This window comes from Mycobacterium sp. DL440 (genome assembly GCF_011745145.1).
Taxonomy (GTDB): domain Bacteria; phylum Actinomycetota; class Actinomycetes; order Mycobacteriales; family Mycobacteriaceae; genus Mycobacterium.
Map to the genome: position 1 here is coordinate 1,633,096 of NZ_CP050191.1, position 19,015 is coordinate 1,652,110.

Sequence of the window (19,015 nt, forward strand, 5' to 3'; positions counted from 1 at the left end):
CCGCTCCTCGTACTCCGCACGGTTGCCCGCGCATCTGCCGCGCGACGCGGCGCCTGATGCTGTCGCTTTGTCCGCTATTGAAGCAGGTCGTGCTGTGCCGTGCCCACGGCTTTCGGCGCAATGCCCTGACAAACTCGGATGGGCGGTGCCCCGGACGGGCCGTTCTGGGCGTCCTACCGGCCCTCGGCGCGCAGCGCAGCAGCGGCCGCGCACTAGTTTGGTGAGGTGCTGAGCGCCATTGCGATCGTCCCCGCCACGCCGGTTCTGGTGCCCCAACTGGTGGGCGCGGCGGCGGTCGAAGTCGCCGGGTTGCGTGACGCGGTCATTGCCGCCGCGCGCTCGTTGCCGGCGCAATGGCTGGCGATCGGCGCCGGCCCCCGCGACGCGGTGTTCGGGCCGGACTGCGCCGGGACGTTCGCCGGCTACGGCGTCGACGTCCAGGTGGCACTCGGTGCCGGACCCGTGGGGGAGCCGGTTGAGCTGCCGCTGTGTGCGCTGGTCGCCGGATGGATCCGCGGGCAGGCCACACCTGGTGCGGGGATCGAGGTACACGCCTACGCTGCCTCGCACCCGGTCGGCGAGGCGCTGGCCCGGGGCCGCGCACTGCGCGCCCGACTCGAAGAATCCCCGGATCCGGTCGGTGTCCTCGTGGTCGCCGATGGTCTGAACACGCTCACCCCGACGGCCCCCGGTGGCCATGATCCGGACTCGGTTCCGGTCCAACAGCAGCTTGACGACGCATTGGCCACCGGAGACCTTTCAGCGCTGGCCGAGCAGCCCGAGACCGTCCTCGGCCGGGTCGCCTACCAGGTGCTGGCCGGACTGACCGAACCCGAGCCGGGCTCGGCCCGTGAGCTCTACCGCGGAGCGCCGTACGGCGTCGGCTACTTCGTCGGCGAATGGCTGCCGTGACCCGGCCCATCGCGATCATCGGGCCGACCGGCACGGGGAAGTCGGCGCTGGCGCTGGCAGTGGCCGAACAGCTCGGCGGCGAGATCGTGAATGCCGACGCCATGCAGTTCTACCGCGGCATGGACATCGGCACCGCCAAGCTGCCGGTCGCCGAGCGGCGCGGCATCCCACACCACCAACTCGATGTCCTAGACGTCACCGAGACCGCCACGGTGGCCCGCTACCAGCACGACGCCGCAGCCGACGTGGAGGCCATCGCGGCTCGCGGCGCGGTCCCGGTGATCGTGGGCGGTTCCATGCTCTACATCCAGTCGCTGCTGGACGCATGGACGTTCCCCGCCACCGACCCGCAGGTCCGGGCCCGGTGGGAGGCCCGATTGGCCGAGGTAGGGGCGGCCGCGCTGCATGTCGAGCTGACCCGGGTGGACCCCGCGGCGGGGGCGTCGATCCTGCCGACCGACGGTCGGCGCATCGTGCGGGCCCTCGAAGTCGTGGAGCTCACCGGTCAGCCCTTCGCGGCGTCGGCGCCGAGCATCGGCCCACCCCGCTGGGACACCGTGATCATCGGATTGGACTGGGACACCGCCATTCTCGATGATCGTCTGCAGCAGCGCACTGACTTGATGTTCGACGACGGACTGGTCGACGAGGTTCGTGCGCTGATCGGCAGGGGCCTGCGGGACGGGGTCACCGCGGTACGGGCACTCGGTTACGCGCAGGTGCTGGCCGACCTCGATGCAGGGGGAGACGGTTCGGCGGCCCGCGAGCCGACGTTTATCGGCACCCGGCGCTATGTGCGCCGGCAACGGTCCTGGTTCCGGCGTGACCATCGGGTGGTGTGGCTGGACGGCGCGTCCGACCGGCTGGTGCAGGACGCGCTGCGGGTGTGGCGGCACGTATCCTGATCAGGTGATCTTTGCCAAAGGGCACGGCACCCAGAACGATTTCGTGGTGCTGCCCGACCTCGATGCCGCGCTGTCGCTGACGCCGGCCGCCGTGGCCGCGCTGTGCGACCGCCGCCGCGGCCTGGGTGCCGACGGCGTGCTGCGGGTGACGACGGCCGGTGCCGCACAGGCCGCCGGGGTGTTCGAGAGGCTGCCTGACGGGGTCGCGGCCTCCGACTGGTACATGGACTACCGCAACGCCGACGGGTCGATCGCCCAGATGTGCGGCAACGGGGTGCGGGTATTCGCGCACTACCTGAGGGCCTCCGGGTTGGAATCCGCCGACGAGTTCGTGGTCGGATCGCCGGCCGGACCGCGTCCGGTGGTGCTGCACAGCGTCGGCGCCACCACCGCCGATGTCACCGTCGAGATGGGCAAGGCCAATCAGTTCGGGGCGGGGACCGCGGTGGTCGGTGGCCGAAGTGTCAGCGGGCTGGCCGTCGACGTGGGCAATCCGCACCTGGCCTGTGTCGGGTTGACCGAGGACGAGTTGGCCGCCCTGGATGTGGGTGCGCCGGTCTCCTTCGACACGCAGCTGTTCCCCGAGGGCGTCAACGTCGAGGTTCTGACGGCTCCGGTGGACGGCGCCGTGTCCATGCGGGTACACGAGCGCGGTGTCGGCGAGACCCGATCCTGCGGTACCGGCACCGTGGCGGCCACGCTTGCGGCGCTGGCCCACCAGGGTGCCGATACCGGGACGTTGCGGGTGCGCATCCCCGGTGGCGAGGTCATCGTGACGATCACCGAATCCACCAGCTATCTGCGCGGCCCCTCCGTGCTGGTGGCGCGCGGTGAGTTGAGTAATGAGTGGTGGAAGAACTTGGTCACGTGACAACCTGTAAGTACATATGACTCATCCAGAACACCCCGTCACTCCCAGCACCGGTGAGCTTGCCCTCGAAGACCGCGCCTCGCTGCGCCGCGTCGCCGGGCTGTCCACCGAACTCACCGACGTCACCGAGGTCGAATACCGCCAGCTGAGGCTGGAGCGGGTGGTCCTGGTCGGAGTGTGGACCGAGGGCAGTGCGGCCGACGCAGATGCCAGCCTCGCCGAGCTGGCGGCACTCGCCGAGACCGCCGGCTCGGAAGTACTCGAGGGGCTCATCCAGCGCAGAGACAAGCCCGACCCGTCCACCTACATCGGCTCGGGCAAGGCCATCGAACTGCGCGAGGTGGTGCTGGCGACCGGCGCGGACACCGTCATCTGCGATGGCGAACTCTCACCTGCGCAGCTCAACTCGCTGGAGAAGGTCGTCAAGGTCAAGGTGATCGACCGCACCGCACTGATCCTGGACATCTTCGCCCAGCACGCCACCAGCCGGGAGGGCAAGGCACAGGTGTCGCTGGCCCAGATGGAGTACATGCTGCCCCGGCTGCGTGGCTGGGGTGAATCGATGTCACGCCAGGCCGGCGGTCGCGCCGGCGGCGCCGGTGGTGGAGTGGGAACCCGCGGACCCGGCGAGACCAAGATCGAGACCGATCGTCGCCGGATCCGTGAACGGATGGCCAAGCTGCGCCGCGAGATTCGCGATATGAAGAAGATCCGCGACACCCAGCGCAGCCGGCGGCTGTCCTCGGATTCCGCTTCGGTGGCCATCGTCGGCTACACCAACGCCGGCAAGTCCAGCCTGCTCAACGCGTTGACCGGGGCCGGAGTGCTGGTGGAGAACGCTCTGTTCGCCACGCTCGAACCCACCACGCGGCGTGGCGAATTCGACGACGGGCGGCCGTTCGTGCTGACCGATACCGTCGGCTTCGTCCGGCACCTGCCCACCCAGCTGGTCGAGGCGTTCCGGTCCACGCTCGAAGAGGTGGTCGACGCCGACCTGCTGGTGCACGTCGTGGACGGTGCCGACGACCATCCGCTGGCGCAGATCAATGCGGTCCGGCAGGTGGTCAATGAGGTGGTTGCCGAATACAACATCGCTCCACCGCCGGAGTTGTTGGTGGTCAACAAGATCGACGCGGCCACCGATCTCGGGCTGGCCGCGCTGCGGCGTGCCCTGCCCGACGCGGTGTTCGTCTCGGCGCACACCGGTGACGGGCTGGACCGGCTGCGGGCCCGGATGGCGGAGATGATCCCCCCAACCGACGCCACGGTGGACGTGACCATTCCCTACGACCGTGGGGATCTGGTGGCGCGGGTGCACGCCGACGGGCGGGTGGACGCCACCGAACACACCGCCGACGGAACCCGCATCAAGGCGCGCGTACCCATGGCGCTCGCCGCCAGCCTCAGCGAGTTCGCCACCTTCTGATCCAACTCATCGGGAACCGGCCTCAGGCCGCAGGCTTCTTCTCGGTGGCCTTGGCCTGCCTGGCCTTGCTCTTGGCTCCATCTGCCGCGGTGTTCTGGCCGCCCAGCGCCTTGCGCACGGTGCTACGGATTGACTTTGCCACGTTACGCGCCGGGTGGGCGTCACCGGCCCGCAGCTTGGGCCGCTTGGTCTCGGCGGCCTGCGTCTCGGGGGTTGCGGTGTCCTCGGCATCGGTGGCCGTCGTGGCCAACGGGTTCACCTTGAGCACATTGCGTTTGGGCAATTCCGGAAGCTTGGGCGACTTGGGCGGGACGGCCGAGGCGTCCGAAACCTTCACGACGTCCGGCACGTTGGCGGTGTCGGCGGTGCTGGCGGATTCAGTCGGATCGGTCCAACCGGGCAACGGGTCCAGGCCGGGCCTGAGCGCCGCGTTGATCCCTTCGGGGATGTCGTTGATCAGGTCGGCGGCCAGCTTGACCGGATCGATCTTCGGGAGCAGTTGGAATGGTGTCGGCTTGCCGTAATCAGTTCGGTCGTAACCGGTTTCGATCAGGGTCTGAGCCAGGGGCGAGACCAGATCGACGAGCGGGATCACCAGGGCGGACGTGCCGGTCGCCGCGCCCAGGTCGAGGAACGGTTGCATGATCGGCAAGGTCTTGGCCGGCAGCGTGAGGTAGCGCGTGTCTCCATGTACCTGGCAGTGCGTGGCGGCGGTGCAGTTCGCCTGGGCGTTCTCGATCGCGGCCTTCATCTGGTCGGGTGTGTAGCCGTAGGGGATGTCGGTCGGTAAGTCGTCGCCGTCGGGGGCCAGGTAGGTGGGATGGGTGTACTCGAAACCGGCGAGCGCGTTGAGCAGAGCCAGGGGATTGAGCACCCAGGACGGTGCGTCGGCGACACCGTCGTACTGGAGCGCGATGTCGTCGGTGTTGATCACGCCCTCAGGCGCGGTGTCGGTGGGTGTCGGATTGCCGAACGTTGCATCGAGGATCGGGACGGTGCCCAGCGCCGCGAGCCGCTCGAACAACCCGCCGTTGGGCCGGTTCGGGTTGCCGATCACGACGAAGTTGATCCAGTTCGGGATCACCCCACCGTTTTCGTCGGCGAGCTGGCTCTTCACGATGCTGGTGACGGTGGCGCCCTGGGAGTAGCCGAAGATGACGACGGGATGGGCGTCGTCAGGCGCAACCTGGTCGAGTTGGTGATTGAGGCTGCTCACCCCGCTTGCCACCGACACGTTCCATTTCGCTCCGTCGAGGCCGCCCCAACCGGCGAACGGAAACGGCCAGAACTCCGCGATGTAGGGCACCGGAACCGGTGCGCTGCAGCCGCCGTCGCAGTTGCCACTGGTGTCGACGTAATAGGCCACGGCGTTCTGCATGTAGTTCGGCGACTGTGACGGGTCCTTGGTGCCCGTGCCCGGCACGACAAGTGGTGTCGTTGCGACCATCAACCCGACGGCTGCGGTCAGGGCCGTGGTGATGCAGAGCGCGATGGTGGACGCCAGCACCAGAATCGCCACGAGTAGTGGACGGGCTGCCGATTGGACTGTGGCGCGCATTGGAAACCGTCCCCTCCGGCCGAGTCCGATATCGGCACTGTGGGGGATCCTCGCACCGTCGGACCGCGGCCATGCCGAAATCGGCGAACTCGGAGGTTGTTACCGGCGTGAACGGATGACCGGTGGCTCGTGCGCTCGCAACGGCGGCAGAGCGTCGGTGTACTTCTCGATCTGCACCAGGACATGTGCCCCCGTGCAGCCGCGGGCCAGCGAGGAGGTGCCGACATCGTCGGTGAGCACGTTGGGATTGCCGTGCACGCACATCGAATCGGGATCGGCCGGATCGGCCGGGTCGAACCAGGCCCCGGTCGACAGCTGCACCACCGCTGGGCGCAGCCGGTCGTCGATCACCACCCCGGCCAGGCAGGCTCCGCGATCGTTGAACACCCTCACCACGTCGCCATCGGCGAGCCCTCGGTCCGCCGCGTCCGCGGGGTGGATCCGGATCGGTTCGCGCCCTTGCACTTTCGATGACTGACTGGTGGCGCCCCCGTCGAGCTGGCTGTGCAGGCGGGTCGCGGGTTGATTGGCCAGCAGATGCAACGGATAGCGGGCGGCCCGCGGGCCGCCCAACCACTCAGCCGGCTCGTACCAGCGAGGGTGACCGGCGCAGTCGTCGTACCCGAATCCCTCGATGTCGGCCGAGAAGATCTCGATGCGGCCGCTCGGGGTGGCCAACCGGTGCCCGAGTGGGTCGGCCCGGAAATCGGCCAGCAGCGTCAATCCCGGTTCGGTGGGAAGCCGCAATTGTCCCGCGGCCCAGAACTCGTCGAATCCGGGCACCTCGAAATCCAGCCCGGCAGACCACTTTTCATACATGTGGACCAGCCATTCGCGCGCCGTGCGGCCCTCGGTGAACAGCGAGCCGAAGCCGAGCCGCTCGGCCAACGCCGAGAACGTGGTGTAGTCATCGCGGGAGTCGGCATAGGGCTGGGCCAGCGCGGGCATGGCGACCAGGAGCGGGTCGTTGCGCGAACCCGAGTAGTCTTCGCGCTCATACGCAGTGGTCGAGGGCACCACGATGTCGGCATGCTTGGCCATGGCGGTCCAATACGGGTCGTGCACCACGATGGTGTCCACCCGGGACAGGGCCCGGCGCAATCTCGGAATGTTCTGGTGGTGATGGAACGGATTGCCGCCGGCCCAGTACACACACTTGATGTCAGGGTAGGTGAGTTGCAGGCCGTTGTAGTCGAACGGCTGCCCCGGATGCAGCAGCATGTCGGTGACGGCCGCGACCGGGATGAACGTCTGCACCGGGTTCGGCCCCTGCGGCAGCGCGGGCAGGCCGCAGCGCAGCGGCGCCAACCCCAGCTCGTTCATCGACCCATAGCCGTGCCCAAAACCCCCTCCGGGAACCCCGATCTGGCCCAGCATCGCGGCCAGGGTCAGACCCATCCACGGAGCCTGCTCGCCGTGGCGGATCCGCTGCAGCGACCAACTGACCGTGACCAGGGTGCGTGACGCTGCCATCTGCCGGGCGAGTGCCGTCAACTCCTCGGCGGACAGACCGCTGAGGCGAGACGCCCACTGCGGGCTCTTGGCGACGCCGTCGTCACGACCCAGCAGATAGCGTTCGAACCGCTGGTATCCGGTGCAGTACGTGTCGAGGAAATCGAGATCGGCCAGGCCTTCGGTGGCCAGAACATGGGCGAGTGCGAGCATCACCGCGACGTCGGTGCCGGGCACCGGGGCCAGCCATCGGCAGTCACCGTCGACATCGTCGCGCAGCGGGCTCAGCGACACGATCTGTGCGCCGCGTTCACGCATCCGCCGCAGTGCATCGCGGGCCGGATGTGCCGTGGTGCCACCGTGATTGGTACCGGTGTTCTTCAGCGCGACGCCTCCGAAACACACCAGCAGGTCGGTGTGTTCGGCGATGACACTCCAGTCGGTGGAGCGCTTGAACAGGTCGTCGTGGGTCCCTACCACCCGGGGCATGATCGCCCCGGTCGCTCCCAGGCTGTAGGAGTGGCGGGAAAACGTATAGCCGCCAAGCATTTTCAGAAACCGGTGTACCTGGCTCTGCGCGTGGTGGAAGCGCCCGGCGCTGGCCCAGCCGTAGGAACCGCCGTAGATCGCCTCGTTGCCGTGGGTGTCCACGACCCGCCGCAGTTCGCCGGCCAGCAGCTCGGTGAGCTCGTCCCAGGTCACCGAGACGTACTCGCCGGCGCCCCGCTCGGCGCTGGGACCGGGGCCGTCGCGCAGCCAGCCGCGTCGTACCGCAGGTCCGGCGATACGCGAGCGGTGCCGGATCGAGCCTGCGAGGTTGCCCAGCAACGGTGAGGGGTCGGCGTCACCGTCGATCGGGGTGACGCCAGCGATGTCGCCGTCCGCGACGTCCGCAGTGAAGGCACCCCAGTGCGCGAGGCTCATGGGGGACCTGGGCATGACCGGAGTCTACGGGCGATTCCCACCCCTCCCCGCGCTGACCAACCACCCGGTTGGTATAGGTTGGCCCGGAATTCGTAACCAGTACCGGAGGTAACACCATGGGCAGTGTTGTGAAGTACGACCGCACGTTGTTCGAGCCCGAGCACGAGCTGTTCCGCGAGTCATACCGGGCATTTCTGGACCGGCACGTCGCGCCGCACCACGACCAGTGGGAAAAGGACAAGATCGTCGACCGCGGCATCTGGTTGGAGGCCGGTAAGCAGGGCTTTCTCGGGATGGCGGTGCCCGAGGAGTACGGCGGCGGCGGTAACGACGACTTCCGCTACAACACCGTCGTCTGCGAGGAGACCGTGGCCGGCCGCTACAGCGGTATCGGCTTCAGCCTCCACAACGACGTCGTCGCGCCGTATCTGTTGCGGCTGGCCACAGAGGAGCAGAAGCAGCGCTGGCTGCCCAAGTTCTGCACCGGCGAATTGATCACGGCGATCGCAATGACCGAGCCTGGTACCGGCAGCGACCTGCAGGGCATCAAGACCCGCGCGGTCCGCGACGGCGACCACTACATCCTCAACGGGTCCAAGACCTTCATCACCAACGGCATCCATTCCGATCTGGTGATCGTGGTGGCCCAGACCGACGCCGAAAAGGGCGCGCTCGGGTTCAGTTTGTTGGTGGTCGAGCGCGGCATGGAGGGCTTCGAGCGGGGCCGGCACCTGGACAAGCTCGGTCTGGACGCCCAGGACACCGCCGAGCTGTCGTTCACCGACGTCAAGGTGCCGGTCGAGAATCTGCTCGGCGAGGAGGGCCAGGGTTTCGTCTACCTGATGCAGAACTTGCCGCAGGAGCGCATCTCGATCGCCATCATGGCTGCCGCGGCGATGGAGGCGGTGCTGGAGCAGACCGTGCAGTACACCAAGGAGCGCAAGGCGTTCGGCAAGCCGATCGGCAGCTTCCAGAACAGCCGGTTCCTGCTGGCCGAACTGGCCACCGAGGCCACCGTGGTGCGGATGATGGTCGACGAGTTCATCCGTTTGCATCTCGACGAGAAGCTCACCGTGGAGCAGGCCGCGATGGCCAAGTGGTACTCCACCGAGAAGCAGGTGAGCCTCATCGACCGGTGCCTGCAGTTGCACGGCGGTTACGGCTACATGCGTGAGTATCCGGTCGCGCGGGCCTACCTGGACGCCCGGGTGCAGACCATTTACGGCGGCACCACCGAGATCATGAAGGAGATCATCGGCCGCGGTCTGGGTGTCTAGCGGGCCGTTCGGCCCCCCGATTCATCAGGTATCTCGCCCCGAAAAGCCCAATTCTGGGCCGTCAGACCCAGATATTGAGGCTTTTTTGGTCATGATCGGCCACGTTCCTTGGTTATCGTCACGTGCTGACGCAAAGTTGTCCGGGCGGGACATTTCTGAGGAAACTTTGCCGAACGAGCCGGGAGGGCGCATGACTAGGCCGGGAGCGAGGCTGAACGCAGCCGTGTGGCGGTTGGCGGTCGGCCTGCTCGCACTCGTAGTCGCTGCTTTGGTGGTGCCGGCGGTGGCTTCGGCCACCCCGGAGTCAGATGCCGACGCGGCTGTCACCGCCGCCTGGGAGGCCAACGGCGGCGACGGCGGCCCGCTGGGGCCGCGGCAGGGTGGCGTGTACGCGGTGGGTTCTGGCTTCGCGCAGAACTACTCCGGGGGAAAGATGTTTTTCACCCCGGCGACCGGTGCTCATTTCATGCAGGGCGCAATCCTGGACAAATACGAGTCGTTGGGCGGTCCGGCCGACGGCGACATGGGATTCCCCACCATCGATGAGGGCGCCGGGCGTGCCGCCGACAGCCGCAACTCGACCCTGAGCGCGCCGGACAACCCGGTCATCTTCTGGACGCCGTCCACCGGCGCCCGGGTGGTACGGGGTGCCATCAACGCCGCGTGGGACAAGCTCGGTGGCTCCGCCGGAGTGCTGGGCGTGCCCTCCGACGACGAAATGTTCAACGGCGATGTGATCTCACAGAAGTTCACCGGCGGTGAGATTTCCTGGAACCGCAAGACCAAGGCATTCACCACGGAGCCGACGGACCTGGCCGACCAGCTCGCCGGCCTGGACGTACCGTCGGATCCCGCTTCGGCGATCGCCGCCGCGCGTCGCGAGGCAGGCGGCGTGATGGGACCACTGGGAGCCAAGGACGGCGACCAGTATCCGATCGGTGACGGCGGGTTCGGCCAGAAGTACGCCGGCGGCCAGATCTTCTACAGCCCGGCCACCGGAGCCAACGCCATCACCGGTCAGCTGCTCGAGAAGTACGAAAGCGTCGGTGGCCCCGAAGGTGATCTGGGCTTCCCGACCGCCGGCGAGTCCGAGGGCGGGTTGGGTCCCAACAGCCGGATCAGCACCTTCGCCGCTGCCGACAACCCCGTCATCTTCTGGACTCCCGATTACGGCGCGGTGATCGTGCGGGGCGCGATGAATGCGGCCTGGGAGAAGCTCGGAGGGGCGAAGGGCGCATTGGGCGCTCCCATGGCCGACCAGACCGAAGACGGCAGTGTCGTCAGCCAGCGGTTCAGCGGGGGAGCGATCTCGTGGGACCGCGACGCCAACAAGTTCACCACCGAGCCGTCAAAACTCGCGTCAGAATTGAGTGGCCTGCAGGTTCCTGGACTCGGTCAGACATCGGCCTCGGGGCCGCAGCCTTCCGATTCGGACGCCAAGAAGCCGTTCGCCTGGCATTGGAGCTGGTGGTGGCTGATCGCCGTGGTTCCGGTTGTGCTGCTCGCAGGGCTGATCGTGGGGGCCGCGCTGTGGCACCGTCGCCGTGCCGGTGGCGACGACGACTTCGATCATGACCCGTTCGACGATGACTACGACGGCGGACCCGGGGATTCCTACGACGAGGACCGTTACGACGACGCCCGCTACGGCTCGCGTGGGTACGACCACGATGAGTACGGCGATGATCGCGGCTCGGATGCGGCGAGCGGCTATGGGCCGCGCGCTGCCTACGGCGGCGAGGCCGCGACGGCGCGGTTCGCCGGGCCTGGTGAGGAATCGGCAGGGGCGGGGTCTCCGTACGACGGGCCCACCGATATCGCCATCCCGGTCAGTCAATGGGCCGCCCCGCACGGAGCGGCCAGTGGTTACGGGGTGCCAGGCGAGGACGAGGAACCGCCGGAGGATTCCTCGCAACTGGCCGGCCCGGAACAGGGTTTCGACGACTATGGCGATGATGACGACTATGACGATGACGATTTCGAGGACGACGACTTCGACGACGAGGACCTCGATACGCCCATCGACGCCGACTTCGAGGAAGTCGCCGAGGGCGAGGACGTCGACGACATCGAAGCGGAGCTGGAGGACGAGGACGAGGACGAGGGCCTGACGGGCATCGGATCCCTCGGCGGTCCGGTCGGGGGAGAGCGCGGGGCGCAGGGTTTCGCGGCGCTGAGCGGACTGGCGGTGCCGAGCGATCAGGACAACGTCGACACCGCGCCGACCCGCGTCATCACCCAGGCCGAGGCTTACAGCGGTGAGGCCTACGGCAATGAGGCCCACGGCGGTGAAGCCCACAGCGGGCGACATGCCGCCATCGAACTCGACGAGATACCCAGTGCCACCGCCATCCATCTGCCGTTGGAGGACCCACACCGCGCACCGGAGGGCTATCCGATCAAGGCGGACACCAAGTCTGGTCGGTACTGGGCACCAGACAGCAGTGAGTACGACGACGCAGTGGCCGAGATCTGGTTCGCCAGTGAAGAATTCGCCCGCACGAACGGGTTTGTGCGGACGGACTGAGCGGCAGGACCCGGCAACTATCCGGTGCAGCGGGTCCTACCTCCGGTCGGTCAGATCTTGCGGATCACGGTGACGACCTTGCCGAGCACCGCGGCGTCGTTGCCCGGGATCGGGTCGTATGCCGGGTTGTGCGGCATCAGCCAAACCTGACCGCGGGTCCGCTTGAACGTCTTGACCGTGGCTTCGCCGTCGATCATGGCTGCCACGATGTCGCCGTTGTCGGCCACACTCTGCTGGCGTACCACCACCCAGTCACCGTCACAGATGGCGGCATCGACCATCGAGTCGCCGACGACCTTGAGCAGGAAGAGCGACCCTTCGCCGACCAGTTCGCGGGGCAACGGGAAGACGTCCTCGACGGCCTGCTCGGCCAGGATGGGGCCGCCTGCGGCGATACGTCCCAGGACCGGCACGAAGGTCGGTTCGGGTAGCGCGTCGGAGCCGGCCACTTCGGTGGACACCAGCGCGGCGGCCGCCGGATCGTCGGCGGCGCGCACGTCAACCGCGCGCGGGCGATTGGGGTCCCGACGCAGGTAACCCTTGCGTTCCAGGGTGCGCAACTGATGGGCGACCGACGACGTCGAGGTCAAACCGACCGCATCGCCGATCTCGCGGATGCTCGGCGGGTAGCCGCGACTGTTCACCGACGCGCGGATCACATCGAGAATGGTGCGTTGCCGGTCGGTGAGCCCCTCGGCCCGGCGTGGACCCGCGCCGTCCGATCCGGCCGGGCTGTCGGTGTTGCCGTCCCTGCTGCGGTCGTCGCTCATGGGGCCGAATGTAGTCGTTGATCGAACATTAATCAAACATGTGTTCGACGCGTGTTGCGCGCGTGTCTGCTGGTGGGGCGCGTGGACAGGTGATTCCGCGTCGTGCGCGGGGTTGGCGGCCCGAACTTGTCGGTGCCCTGTTCTATCGTTTGGCCACAGTTCGATCACATGTTCTATCCATCGAACACCTGAGCGAGTATGTTCGAACACAAGAGCGAAACCGCCCCACTGAAAGGCAGTCAGATGGCGATCATCGATATCCCCGCGGATAGCCGTTCCCGCGCTGTTCGGGCCGTGCCGCAGTCCCCGCCGCAGCGGTGCCGGGCCCGCGGCGGCGCCGGCACCAGAGGCAGCGCCACCTTCGGTACCGGTACGGCCAGGCCGGTGCGCCGGGTGCAGCGGCCGGCACCCGACCGCCCGTCCGCCGGCGCGGTCCGCTACCGCGGAACCGGAGTGCTGATGTCGCGGGCATCGCATCGCAGTCGGCCCATCACGCCGATGACCACCGTGTTGCTGGCCCTCGTCGCCGCCGGTATCACGGTGTGGCTTGGCCTGGTGGCCCAATTCGGTGGGGTGATGGGGGCCGAGACCCCGACGCCGACCGAGCTCGCGGTGGTCCAGGTGAAATCGGGGGAGACACTGCAGCAGGTGGCGCGCCGGGTGGCCCCGGATGCCCCGGTATCCCGGGTCGTCGAGCAGATCCGTGACCTCAACCAACTCGAATCCGCGGCGGTCGACTCCGGGCAGACATTGCTTGCGCCGGTTGGCTGAGCAGTGGTATGTCTGCTGAATCGTCCTGGCCGGCAGCCACACTGGCCGGTGTCGGAGTGAACACCTACACGCCACTGGACCCGGCGGTGAGTCTCCCGCGCGCATCGCGGGTACGCTCAAGGGCGCTCGAACTAGTTGTCCGGCGGCATGGCGAAGGAGCGGTAATGCATTGTCCGTTCTGCCGTCATCCTGATTCGCGTGTGGTCGATTCCCGCGAGACCGACGAGGGCCAGGCCATCCGGCGCCGGCGATCATGCCCGGAGTGCGGACGTCGGTTCACCACCGTGGAGACCGCGGTGCTGGCCGTGGTGAAGCGCAGCGGGGTGACTGAGCCCTTCAGCCGGGAGAAGGTCATCCGTGGAGTGCGCCGGTCCTGTCAGGGCAGGCAGGTCGACGACGATGCGCTCAATGTTTTGGCGCAGAAGGTCGAGGACGCCGTCCGCGGCCTCGGCACTCCGGAGATCCCCAGCCATGAGGTCGGCCTGGCGATTCTCGGACCGCTCCGCGAACTTGACGAGGTCGCCTACCTGAGATTCGCCTCGGTGTACCGGTCGTTCTCGTCAGCCGACGACTTCGAGCGCGAGATCGAGGCGCTGCGGGCACACCGCGCCGAGGCGTAATTCAGTCCAGTTGGGCGGTGCCGTCATTGACGACGTGGCCGGCCAGACGAACCCAGCCCTCCGGACTCCAGCGGGTCTCGATCACCGAACCCTTCCCCTGGATGATCGTCAGGTCCCGGCTCAGGTAATCCGTCATCCGTACCGCCGCGGCTCCGGTCGCCTCGTCCTCGGGGATCCCCAGGTGCGGGGCGAACGACCTGGCTCGCAGCGTGCCGTGCGCCTTGTCGATCCAGGCCCACAGGTAGTTCTCGTCGGCCTCGGCGAAATCATCGGGCTCGGCGGCGAGCAGTTCGTCGACGGAAGTCAAGTCATGGATTGCGAACTCCGGTGCCCATTCCGAGCGGGCATTGACCGCGGCGCGATCGCCGTCGTATTCCACCTGGATGAGTCCGGCCGGCACCCGCAATGTGTTGACGGGCAGGCCGGTTTCGCGCAGCCACCACGATGCGCCGACCGTGGGATGTCCGGCGAACGGCAGCTCCGCGACCGGGGTGAAGATGTGGGCACTGGCCGAGTTGCCGCCGGGCTGCGGCAGATCGATGAATACCGTTTCGCTGTAACCCAATTCGGTGGCTATCCGTTGGCGATCGCCCGGGGCGACAGTGCTGTTGTCCACCACGCCCAGCGGATTGCCGTGCTTGCCGTCTGAGTCGGTGAATACCCGTAACACGGTGACGTCGATCGCCATCACCCGATGCTACGTCGCGCTGCGTTCGTCGGCGTCCATCGCGTCGAGCACCGCGGTCTGAGTGTCGAGTGATCCGCTCATCGCCGATTCGCTCAACCCGGCGCGCAGCAGACTGCGCAGGTGATCCTGATCGTAGACCGACGGTTCGGTCGAGTCGATGAAGCGTTCGACCACCTCGACGAAGCGTTCGGGATCGTCATGGAAGGGAAAATGCCCGGATCCGGAGAAGATCTCCAACTGGGAACCGGGCATTGCGGCGTGGGCCATCTGAGCATGGCTGACCGGGATGACCGAATCGCGTTCGCCCCAGATCAACTGGACGGGAACGGATTCGGTCAAGTAACAGCGATCCAGCATGGTTACCACCTGGCCACGCCAATCCACGACAGCGCGCAGGGTCCGGGCGAACGCCGCCGATGCCGTCGGCTCCGGCAGATCGGCGAGGATGCGCACCATGTCGGGGATGTCGCGTCCCAGGCCGGTTGTGCCCAACAAGGTGCCTGCCGCCCGACCGGCCAGTTGCAACACCGGCAGCACGAGGGGCAGGCGCAGCAGCGCCAGCGCCTCACTGCCCATCGGGAGTGAGGCGACCCGCAACGCCACGTTGACATCCTTGGTGACCCCGCCGGAGCCCACGAGGATGAGACGCTCCACGAGCTGCGGGAATTGGTAGGCGAACTGCATGGCCACGCCACCGCCCAGCGAATGACCGACCACGGTCACCCGGTCGATGTCGAGCACGGTGAGTAGGTCGCGCATGCCGTTGGCGTAGGCCGCGACCGAGTAGTCCGCACGCGGCTTGTCGGAGCTGCCGTGGCCGAGCAGGTCCGGCGCGATGACGGTGAACCGTTGCGCCAGCGTCGATTGCACGGTGTGCCAGGTGGTGGAGTTGTCACCGATGCCGTGGATCAGCAGGATCGCCGGCCCGGACCCGGCGACTCGGAATGCCCGCCGATATCCGTGGATCGTCCGGTATTCGAGCGTCGGGGTGAGCTCGCGAACAGTCCGCAAATGGGGTTTGCGCTCGGTCATGCTGGTCAACCTCGCCCTCGGCCCGGCGTCGGGCTGTTATGAGTGGTTGTCGCCGTTCGGGAAGCCGTCGCCGAAGCCGTCCCGTCCGTCTTTGTACCTGTCGTCTTTGAACTTGTCACCGGTCTGCTGGGCGAGGAACCGTTCGAACTCGGCTCCGAGCTCGTCACCGCTGGGTAGTTCCTCGTCGCGCGCCAGCAGAGACCGATTTTCCTGTGCGGCAACGAACGCATCGTACTGGCGCTCCAACCCGGTCACCACCTGAGCCACCTCAGCGCTGGCCTCCACCTGCTCGTTGATCTTGCCGTACACCTCGGCTCCAGCCTCGGACAGTTTCTCCAGCGGCAGTTGTAGCGAACCGGTCCGGGCCACTTCGGCCAGCAGCGCCTCGGCGGCCGGCGGGTAGGCCGTCTGGGCCAGGTAGTGCGGCACGTGCACGGTGTAACCCACCACCTCATGCCCGTGCTGGGCCATGCGGAACTCCAGCAGGTTGGAAACGCTCGCCGGAACCTGGACTTCGCCGACCCACGGGGTGTGGTCGGTGATCAGCTCCTTGTCGTTGGCGTGCGCGGTGAGCATGACGGGGCGGGTGTGGGGCACCGCCATCGGAATGGTGCCGAGGCCGATCACCTGTCGCACTCCCAGCTGCTCGGCGAGCAGCCGCACCGCGGTGATGAACCGCTCCCACCGGAGGTCCGGCTCCAGGCCGGCCAGCAGCAGAAACGGTGTGCCCACACCGTCGTGCAGGGCGTACAGGTTCAGCTCGGGTTCCTCGTAGCTGGTGAAATGGTCGGTCTTGAAGGTCATCAGCGGCCGGCGCGACCGGTAGTCGAGCAGCTCGTCGATGGCGAAGGAGGCCACCAGTTCGGTGTCGAGGGTGTCCTTGAGATGCTCGGCGGCCAGTCGGATCGCATGGCCGGCATCGGAGAACCCCTCCAGGGCGTGGATCAGCACCGGGCCGCGGCCATCAGAAGACGACAGCTGTGGCGCCGGGAACTCAAGCTCGTACATGCCGCTCTGGTCGGGCTGGTAGTGCTGGTCGGGGGTGTCGCTGCTGTCGGTCATCTCGCTTCGTCTCCTCGCTGCGGTAGGACGCTGTGACGGCCTACCGCCGTGTCATCTAGTGTCCCGCATACCCGGACCGGGGTTTCGTTCCGCCCCGCTTGTGCGTTCGAACGCGCCGGGCGGGGGTCGGCATTCCGGCGGTTATCTCCGCGATCAGGCAAAATCGTGATGATGCGCGTGACCCGGTTGGCGAAGTTCACAGTCGCGGCGGCCGTGATGGCTGCCGCGACGGCCGCGTGCACCGTTCCGGGCACCACCGCCGGCGGGGCAGCAGCCAACCTCACGACGGCCCCACCGAGCAGCACACCGGCAGCGGCGAGCGCGTTGTCGCAGGCCGGGGTGGAGTCGGTGACCCCGGATCGGCGGGTGGGGGCGTTGTTCCTGGGCGACACCACGACGCATACCTGTAGTGGGTCGGTGTTGGCGAGCCCGTCGTCGGATCTGATCCTCACTGCAGCGCACTGCCTGCTGGACGGTGTCGACACGACGTTCGTCCCTGGTTTCGGTGCGGGCGCCGGTGACACCTGGCACGTCCGTAGCGTGTACCTGGACTCGCGTTGGCTCGCCAACCAGGACCCTCAGGCCGATTACGCGATCGTGCGGGTCAGCGGGGACTCCACCGCGAATCTGCTGGCCGACTCCGGTGGCGGTCTGGCCCTGGGGTCGGCGCCCGCGGCGGGAAGCCCGGTGACGGTGACTGGTTATCCGATGGGTGAGGGCGGCAGCCCAATGGCGTGTCGGGGCGCGACCGAGTCGTCACTACAGGGGTACCCGGCCCTGGCCTGTGCGGGCGTGACCGATGGCTTCAGCGGTGCCCCATGGGTTTCGGGATCGACGGTTACCGGCTTGGTCGGCGGACTCGATGGCGGCGGCTGCGACGACGACGTGTCCTATTCACCGCGCTTCGACGACCGGATCGCCCGCTTGCTGGCCCGTGCCGAGGCCGGCGGGCCCGGCGACGCGGCGCCCGCGGCGCTGGAATCCGACTGCTAGTAGCGGAACCGGTTGAGCGCGCGCAGCTTGTTCATCACGTTGGCCCCGGGTGAACACCGCCCCCGGGTTATCCCCAGCGCAGGGTCCATCCCCAACCGGCCACGACCGCCCGGTCGGGCGGCGGTTCGTGACGGCGCAAGTTGGCACCGTCGGGCCATGACAACACCATCGCCCTCCTCGCCAGAGTTCGACTTCCACCTCAACCGTCCCGGTGCGCTGATCGCCGCACTGCCGGCGGTGCTCGGCTTCGTCCCGCACAAGAGCCTCGTCCTCGTCACCGTCGACCGGGGCGAGCTGGGCTGCGTCATGCGCGCCGATCTGGCCGATGACATGACCGAACGCGTCGAGCACCTGGTCGACCTCGCGGCCACGGCCGGCGCAGACGCCGTGATCGCCGTGGTGGTGGACGACCACAGTAGGGACTGCCGGGTGTGCGATGACCGTTATCGCGACTTGGCGGCGGCGCTGGACCAGGCCCTTGCCGCCGACGGCATCGAGCTCTACGCCGCGCATGTGGTGGACAAGGTGGCCGCCGGTGGATCGTGGCACTGCGCCGACGGTTGTGGCGAACAGGGGTGGGTGGATGACCCGGGTGCTTCGCCGCTGGCGGCAGCTGCGGTGCTGGACGGTCGTCGGCTCTATGCCAGCCGTGACGAACTGTTGCAGGTGATCCGACCGGATCCGGTCGCCAGTGAAACGATGAAACGGCCGTTGGCTCTCGTGGCGCAGCGGCCTGGGTATTCGGATACCCGGCCCGACGCCGAGGTGCGCGGTGATGTCGAGGCCGCGATGCGGGCGGCGGTGCAGGTTGCCGAGGGGGATCGACCTGGTGGTGCCGAGTTGGCACGGTTGGCCGTCGGGTTGGCCGATCCCAGGGTCCGCGACACGCTCTATGCGCTGGCGGTCGGGGAGTGCGCGGAGCAGGCCGAAGCGTTGTGGGCGCTGTTGGCCCGCAATCTGCCGGACCCGTGGCGTGCCGAAGCGCTTGTCCTGCTGGCCTTTTCCGCATATGCGCGAGGTGACGGGCCGCTGGCCGGGGTTTCGCTGGACGCCGCGTTGGAGGCGCGGCCGACGCATCGGATGGCTGGCATGCTCGACACCGCGCTGCAGGCGGGCATGCGGCCGGAGCGGATCCGGGAGTTGGCGGTCACCGGCTATCGGCTGGCCGACCAGCTGGGTGTGCAACTGCCGCCTCGACGGACGTGGCGGCGCCAGGCCGGTTGAGTG

Annotated in this window: 16 protein-coding genes; 10 read left to right on the forward strand and 6 right to left on the reverse strand. The window is 67.7% G+C overall.

Annotated features, from left to right (window positions below; genetic code table 11):
* Nucleotides 1-225: 225 nt before the first annotated feature.
* From HBE63_RS08110 to hflX, 4 genes are read left to right on the forward strand one after another with little or no spacing between them, the layout of a single operon-like run.
* On the forward strand, nucleotides 226-912 hold the full coding sequence (locus HBE63_RS08110) for a hypothetical protein (protein ID WP_166904295.1): 687 nt from the start codon (nucleotides 226-228) through the stop codon (nucleotides 910-912).
* Complete coding sequence (gene miaA, locus HBE63_RS08115) at nucleotides 900-1,817, forward strand: tRNA (adenosine(37)-N6)-dimethylallyltransferase MiaA (protein WP_166904296.1); 918 nt, start codon at nucleotides 900-902, stop codon at nucleotides 1,815-1,817. The genes HBE63_RS08110 and miaA overlap by 13 nt, the downstream gene beginning before the upstream one ends.
* 4 nt (nucleotides 1,818-1,821) lie before the next feature.
* Nucleotides 1,822-2,688: a diaminopimelate epimerase gene (gene dapF, locus HBE63_RS08120; RefSeq protein ID WP_166904297.1), complete on the forward strand. Its 867-nt coding sequence runs from the start codon at nucleotides 1,822-1,824 to the stop codon at nucleotides 2,686-2,688.
* Nucleotides 2,689-2,704: 16 nt separating this feature from the next.
* On the forward strand, nucleotides 2,705-4,114 hold the full coding sequence (hflX, locus tag HBE63_RS08125; protein WP_166904298.1) for a GTPase HflX: 1,410 nt from the start codon (nucleotides 2,705-2,707) through the stop codon (nucleotides 4,112-4,114).
* Nucleotides 4,115-4,136: 22 nt separating this feature from the next.
* Here the strand turns inward: hflX and HBE63_RS08130 are convergent, their stop codons facing one another.
* Nucleotides 4,137-5,672, reverse strand: coding sequence for a PE-PPE domain-containing protein (locus HBE63_RS08130; protein WP_166904299.1), 1,536 nt, complete (start codon nucleotides 5,670-5,672; stop codon nucleotides 4,137-4,139).
* Nucleotides 5,673-5,771: 99 nt separating this feature from the next.
* The gene (locus tag HBE63_RS08135) at nucleotides 5,772-8,063 is read right to left on the reverse strand and encodes a molybdopterin-dependent oxidoreductase (protein WP_166904300.1); all 2,292 of its coding nucleotides are present in this window, start codon (nucleotides 8,061-8,063) and stop codon (nucleotides 5,772-5,774) included.
* A 101-nt stretch (nucleotides 8,064-8,164) separates the two neighbouring features.
* Between HBE63_RS08135 and HBE63_RS08140 the strand changes: the two genes are divergently transcribed.
* Nucleotides 8,165-9,325 (forward strand): acyl-CoA dehydrogenase family protein, encoded by a 1,161-nt coding sequence (locus HBE63_RS08140; RefSeq protein ID WP_166904301.1) that lies wholly within the window; start codon nucleotides 8,165-8,167, stop codon nucleotides 9,323-9,325.
* Nucleotides 9,326-9,515: 190 nt separating this feature from the next.
* Entirely contained in the window at nucleotides 9,516-11,852 is a 2,337-nt protein-coding gene (locus tag HBE63_RS08145) for an LGFP repeat-containing protein (protein ID WP_166904302.1), read from the forward strand.
* Nucleotides 11,853-11,902: 50 nt separating this feature from the next.
* On the opposite strand, the gene lexA is transcribed toward HBE63_RS08145, so the two are convergent.
* On the reverse strand, nucleotides 11,903-12,622 hold the full coding sequence (gene lexA / locus HBE63_RS08150) for a transcriptional repressor LexA (protein WP_166904303.1): 720 nt from the start codon (nucleotides 12,620-12,622) through the stop codon (nucleotides 11,903-11,905).
* Nucleotides 12,623-12,865: 243 nt separating this feature from the next.
* On the opposite strand from lexA, the gene HBE63_RS08155 reads away from it, so the two are divergent.
* Together HBE63_RS08155 and nrdR are read left to right on the forward strand one after the other, a co-directional pair.
* Entirely contained in the window at nucleotides 12,866-13,393 is a 528-nt protein-coding gene (locus HBE63_RS08155) for a LysM peptidoglycan-binding domain-containing protein (RefSeq protein WP_243858557.1), read from the forward strand.
* A gap of 164 nt (nucleotides 13,394-13,557) precedes the next feature.
* Entirely contained in the window at nucleotides 13,558-14,013 is a 456-nt protein-coding gene (gene nrdR, locus HBE63_RS08160) for a transcriptional regulator NrdR (protein ID WP_166904305.1), read from the forward strand.
* A 1-nt stretch (nucleotide 14,014) separates the two neighbouring features.
* On the opposite strand, the gene HBE63_RS08165 is transcribed toward nrdR, so the two are convergent.
* Genes HBE63_RS08165 through HBE63_RS08175 form a run of 3 tightly spaced genes read right to left on the reverse strand, consistent with a single transcriptional unit; the run spans nucleotide 14,015 to nucleotide 16,795 of the window.
* Entirely contained in the window at nucleotides 14,015-14,701 is a 687-nt protein-coding gene (locus tag HBE63_RS08165) for a PhzF family phenazine biosynthesis protein (RefSeq protein ID WP_166904306.1), read from the reverse strand.
* 9 nt (nucleotides 14,702-14,710) lie between these two features.
* The gene (locus tag HBE63_RS08170; protein WP_166904307.1) at nucleotides 14,711-15,733 is read right to left on the reverse strand and encodes an alpha/beta fold hydrolase; all 1,023 of its coding nucleotides are present in this window, start codon (nucleotides 15,731-15,733) and stop codon (nucleotides 14,711-14,713) included.
* A 36-nt stretch (nucleotides 15,734-15,769) separates the two neighbouring features.
* Complete coding sequence (locus tag HBE63_RS08175) at nucleotides 15,770-16,795, reverse strand: proteasome assembly chaperone family protein (protein ID WP_166904308.1); 1,026 nt, start codon at nucleotides 16,793-16,795, stop codon at nucleotides 15,770-15,772.
* Between the two features lie 171 nt (nucleotides 16,796-16,966).
* On the opposite strand from HBE63_RS08175, the gene HBE63_RS08180 reads away from it, so the two are divergent.
* Together HBE63_RS08180 and HBE63_RS08185 are read left to right on the forward strand one after the other, a co-directional pair.
* A complete protein-coding gene (locus HBE63_RS08180) occupies nucleotides 16,967-17,788 on the forward strand; it encodes a serine protease (RefSeq protein ID WP_371814937.1) in 822 nt (273 codons plus the stop codon).
* A 156-nt stretch (nucleotides 17,789-17,944) separates the two neighbouring features.
* Complete coding sequence (locus HBE63_RS08185; protein WP_166904309.1) at nucleotides 17,945-19,012, forward strand: DUF4192 domain-containing protein; 1,068 nt, start codon at nucleotides 17,945-17,947, stop codon at nucleotides 19,010-19,012.
* Nucleotides 19,013-19,015 lie beyond the last annotated feature (3 nt).

What these genes read in the sequence shown, in the direction of transcription:
- HBE63_RS08180 (WP_371814937.1), top strand. Translation starts at nt 16,967, where the DNA reads ATGCGCGTGACCCGGTTGGCGAAGTTCACAGTCGCGGCGGCCGTGATG.
- HBE63_RS08135 (WP_166904300.1), bottom strand. Translation starts at nt 8,063, where the DNA reads ATGCCCAGGTCCCCCATGAGCCTCGCGCACTGGGGTGCCTTCACTGCG.
- HBE63_RS08185 (WP_166904309.1), top strand. Translation starts at nt 17,945, where the DNA reads ATGACAACACCATCGCCCTCCTCGCCAGAGTTCGACTTCCACCTCAAC.
- HBE63_RS08170 (WP_166904307.1), bottom strand. Translation starts at nt 15,733, where the DNA reads ATGACCGAGCGCAAACCCCATTTGCGGACTGTTCGCGAGCTCACCCCG.
- HBE63_RS08165 (WP_166904306.1), bottom strand. Translation starts at nt 14,701, where the DNA reads ATGGCGATCGACGTCACCGTGTTACGGGTATTCACCGACTCAGACGGC.
- HBE63_RS08130 (WP_166904299.1), bottom strand. Translation starts at nt 5,672, where the DNA reads ATGCGCGCCACAGTCCAATCGGCAGCCCGTCCACTACTCGTGGCGATT.
- HBE63_RS08175 (WP_166904308.1), bottom strand. Translation starts at nt 16,795, where the DNA reads ATGACCGACAGCAGCGACACCCCCGACCAGCACTACCAGCCCGACCAG.
- lexA (WP_166904303.1), bottom strand. Translation starts at nt 12,622, where the DNA reads ATGAGCGACGACCGCAGCAGGGACGGCAACACCGACAGCCCGGCCGGA.
- HBE63_RS08155 (WP_243858557.1), top strand. Translation starts at nt 12,866, where the DNA reads ATGGCGATCATCGATATCCCCGCGGATAGCCGTTCCCGCGCTGTTCGG.
- miaA (WP_166904296.1), top strand. Translation starts at nt 900, where the DNA reads ATGGCTGCCGTGACCCGGCCCATCGCGATCATCGGGCCGACCGGCACG.
- HBE63_RS08140 (WP_166904301.1), top strand. Translation starts at nt 8,165, where the DNA reads ATGGGCAGTGTTGTGAAGTACGACCGCACGTTGTTCGAGCCCGAGCAC.
- hflX (WP_166904298.1), top strand. Translation starts at nt 2,705, where the DNA reads ATGACTCATCCAGAACACCCCGTCACTCCCAGCACCGGTGAGCTTGCC.
- HBE63_RS08145 (WP_166904302.1), top strand. Translation starts at nt 9,516, where the DNA reads ATGACTAGGCCGGGAGCGAGGCTGAACGCAGCCGTGTGGCGGTTGGCG.
- nrdR (WP_166904305.1), top strand. Translation starts at nt 13,558, where the DNA reads ATGCATTGTCCGTTCTGCCGTCATCCTGATTCGCGTGTGGTCGATTCC.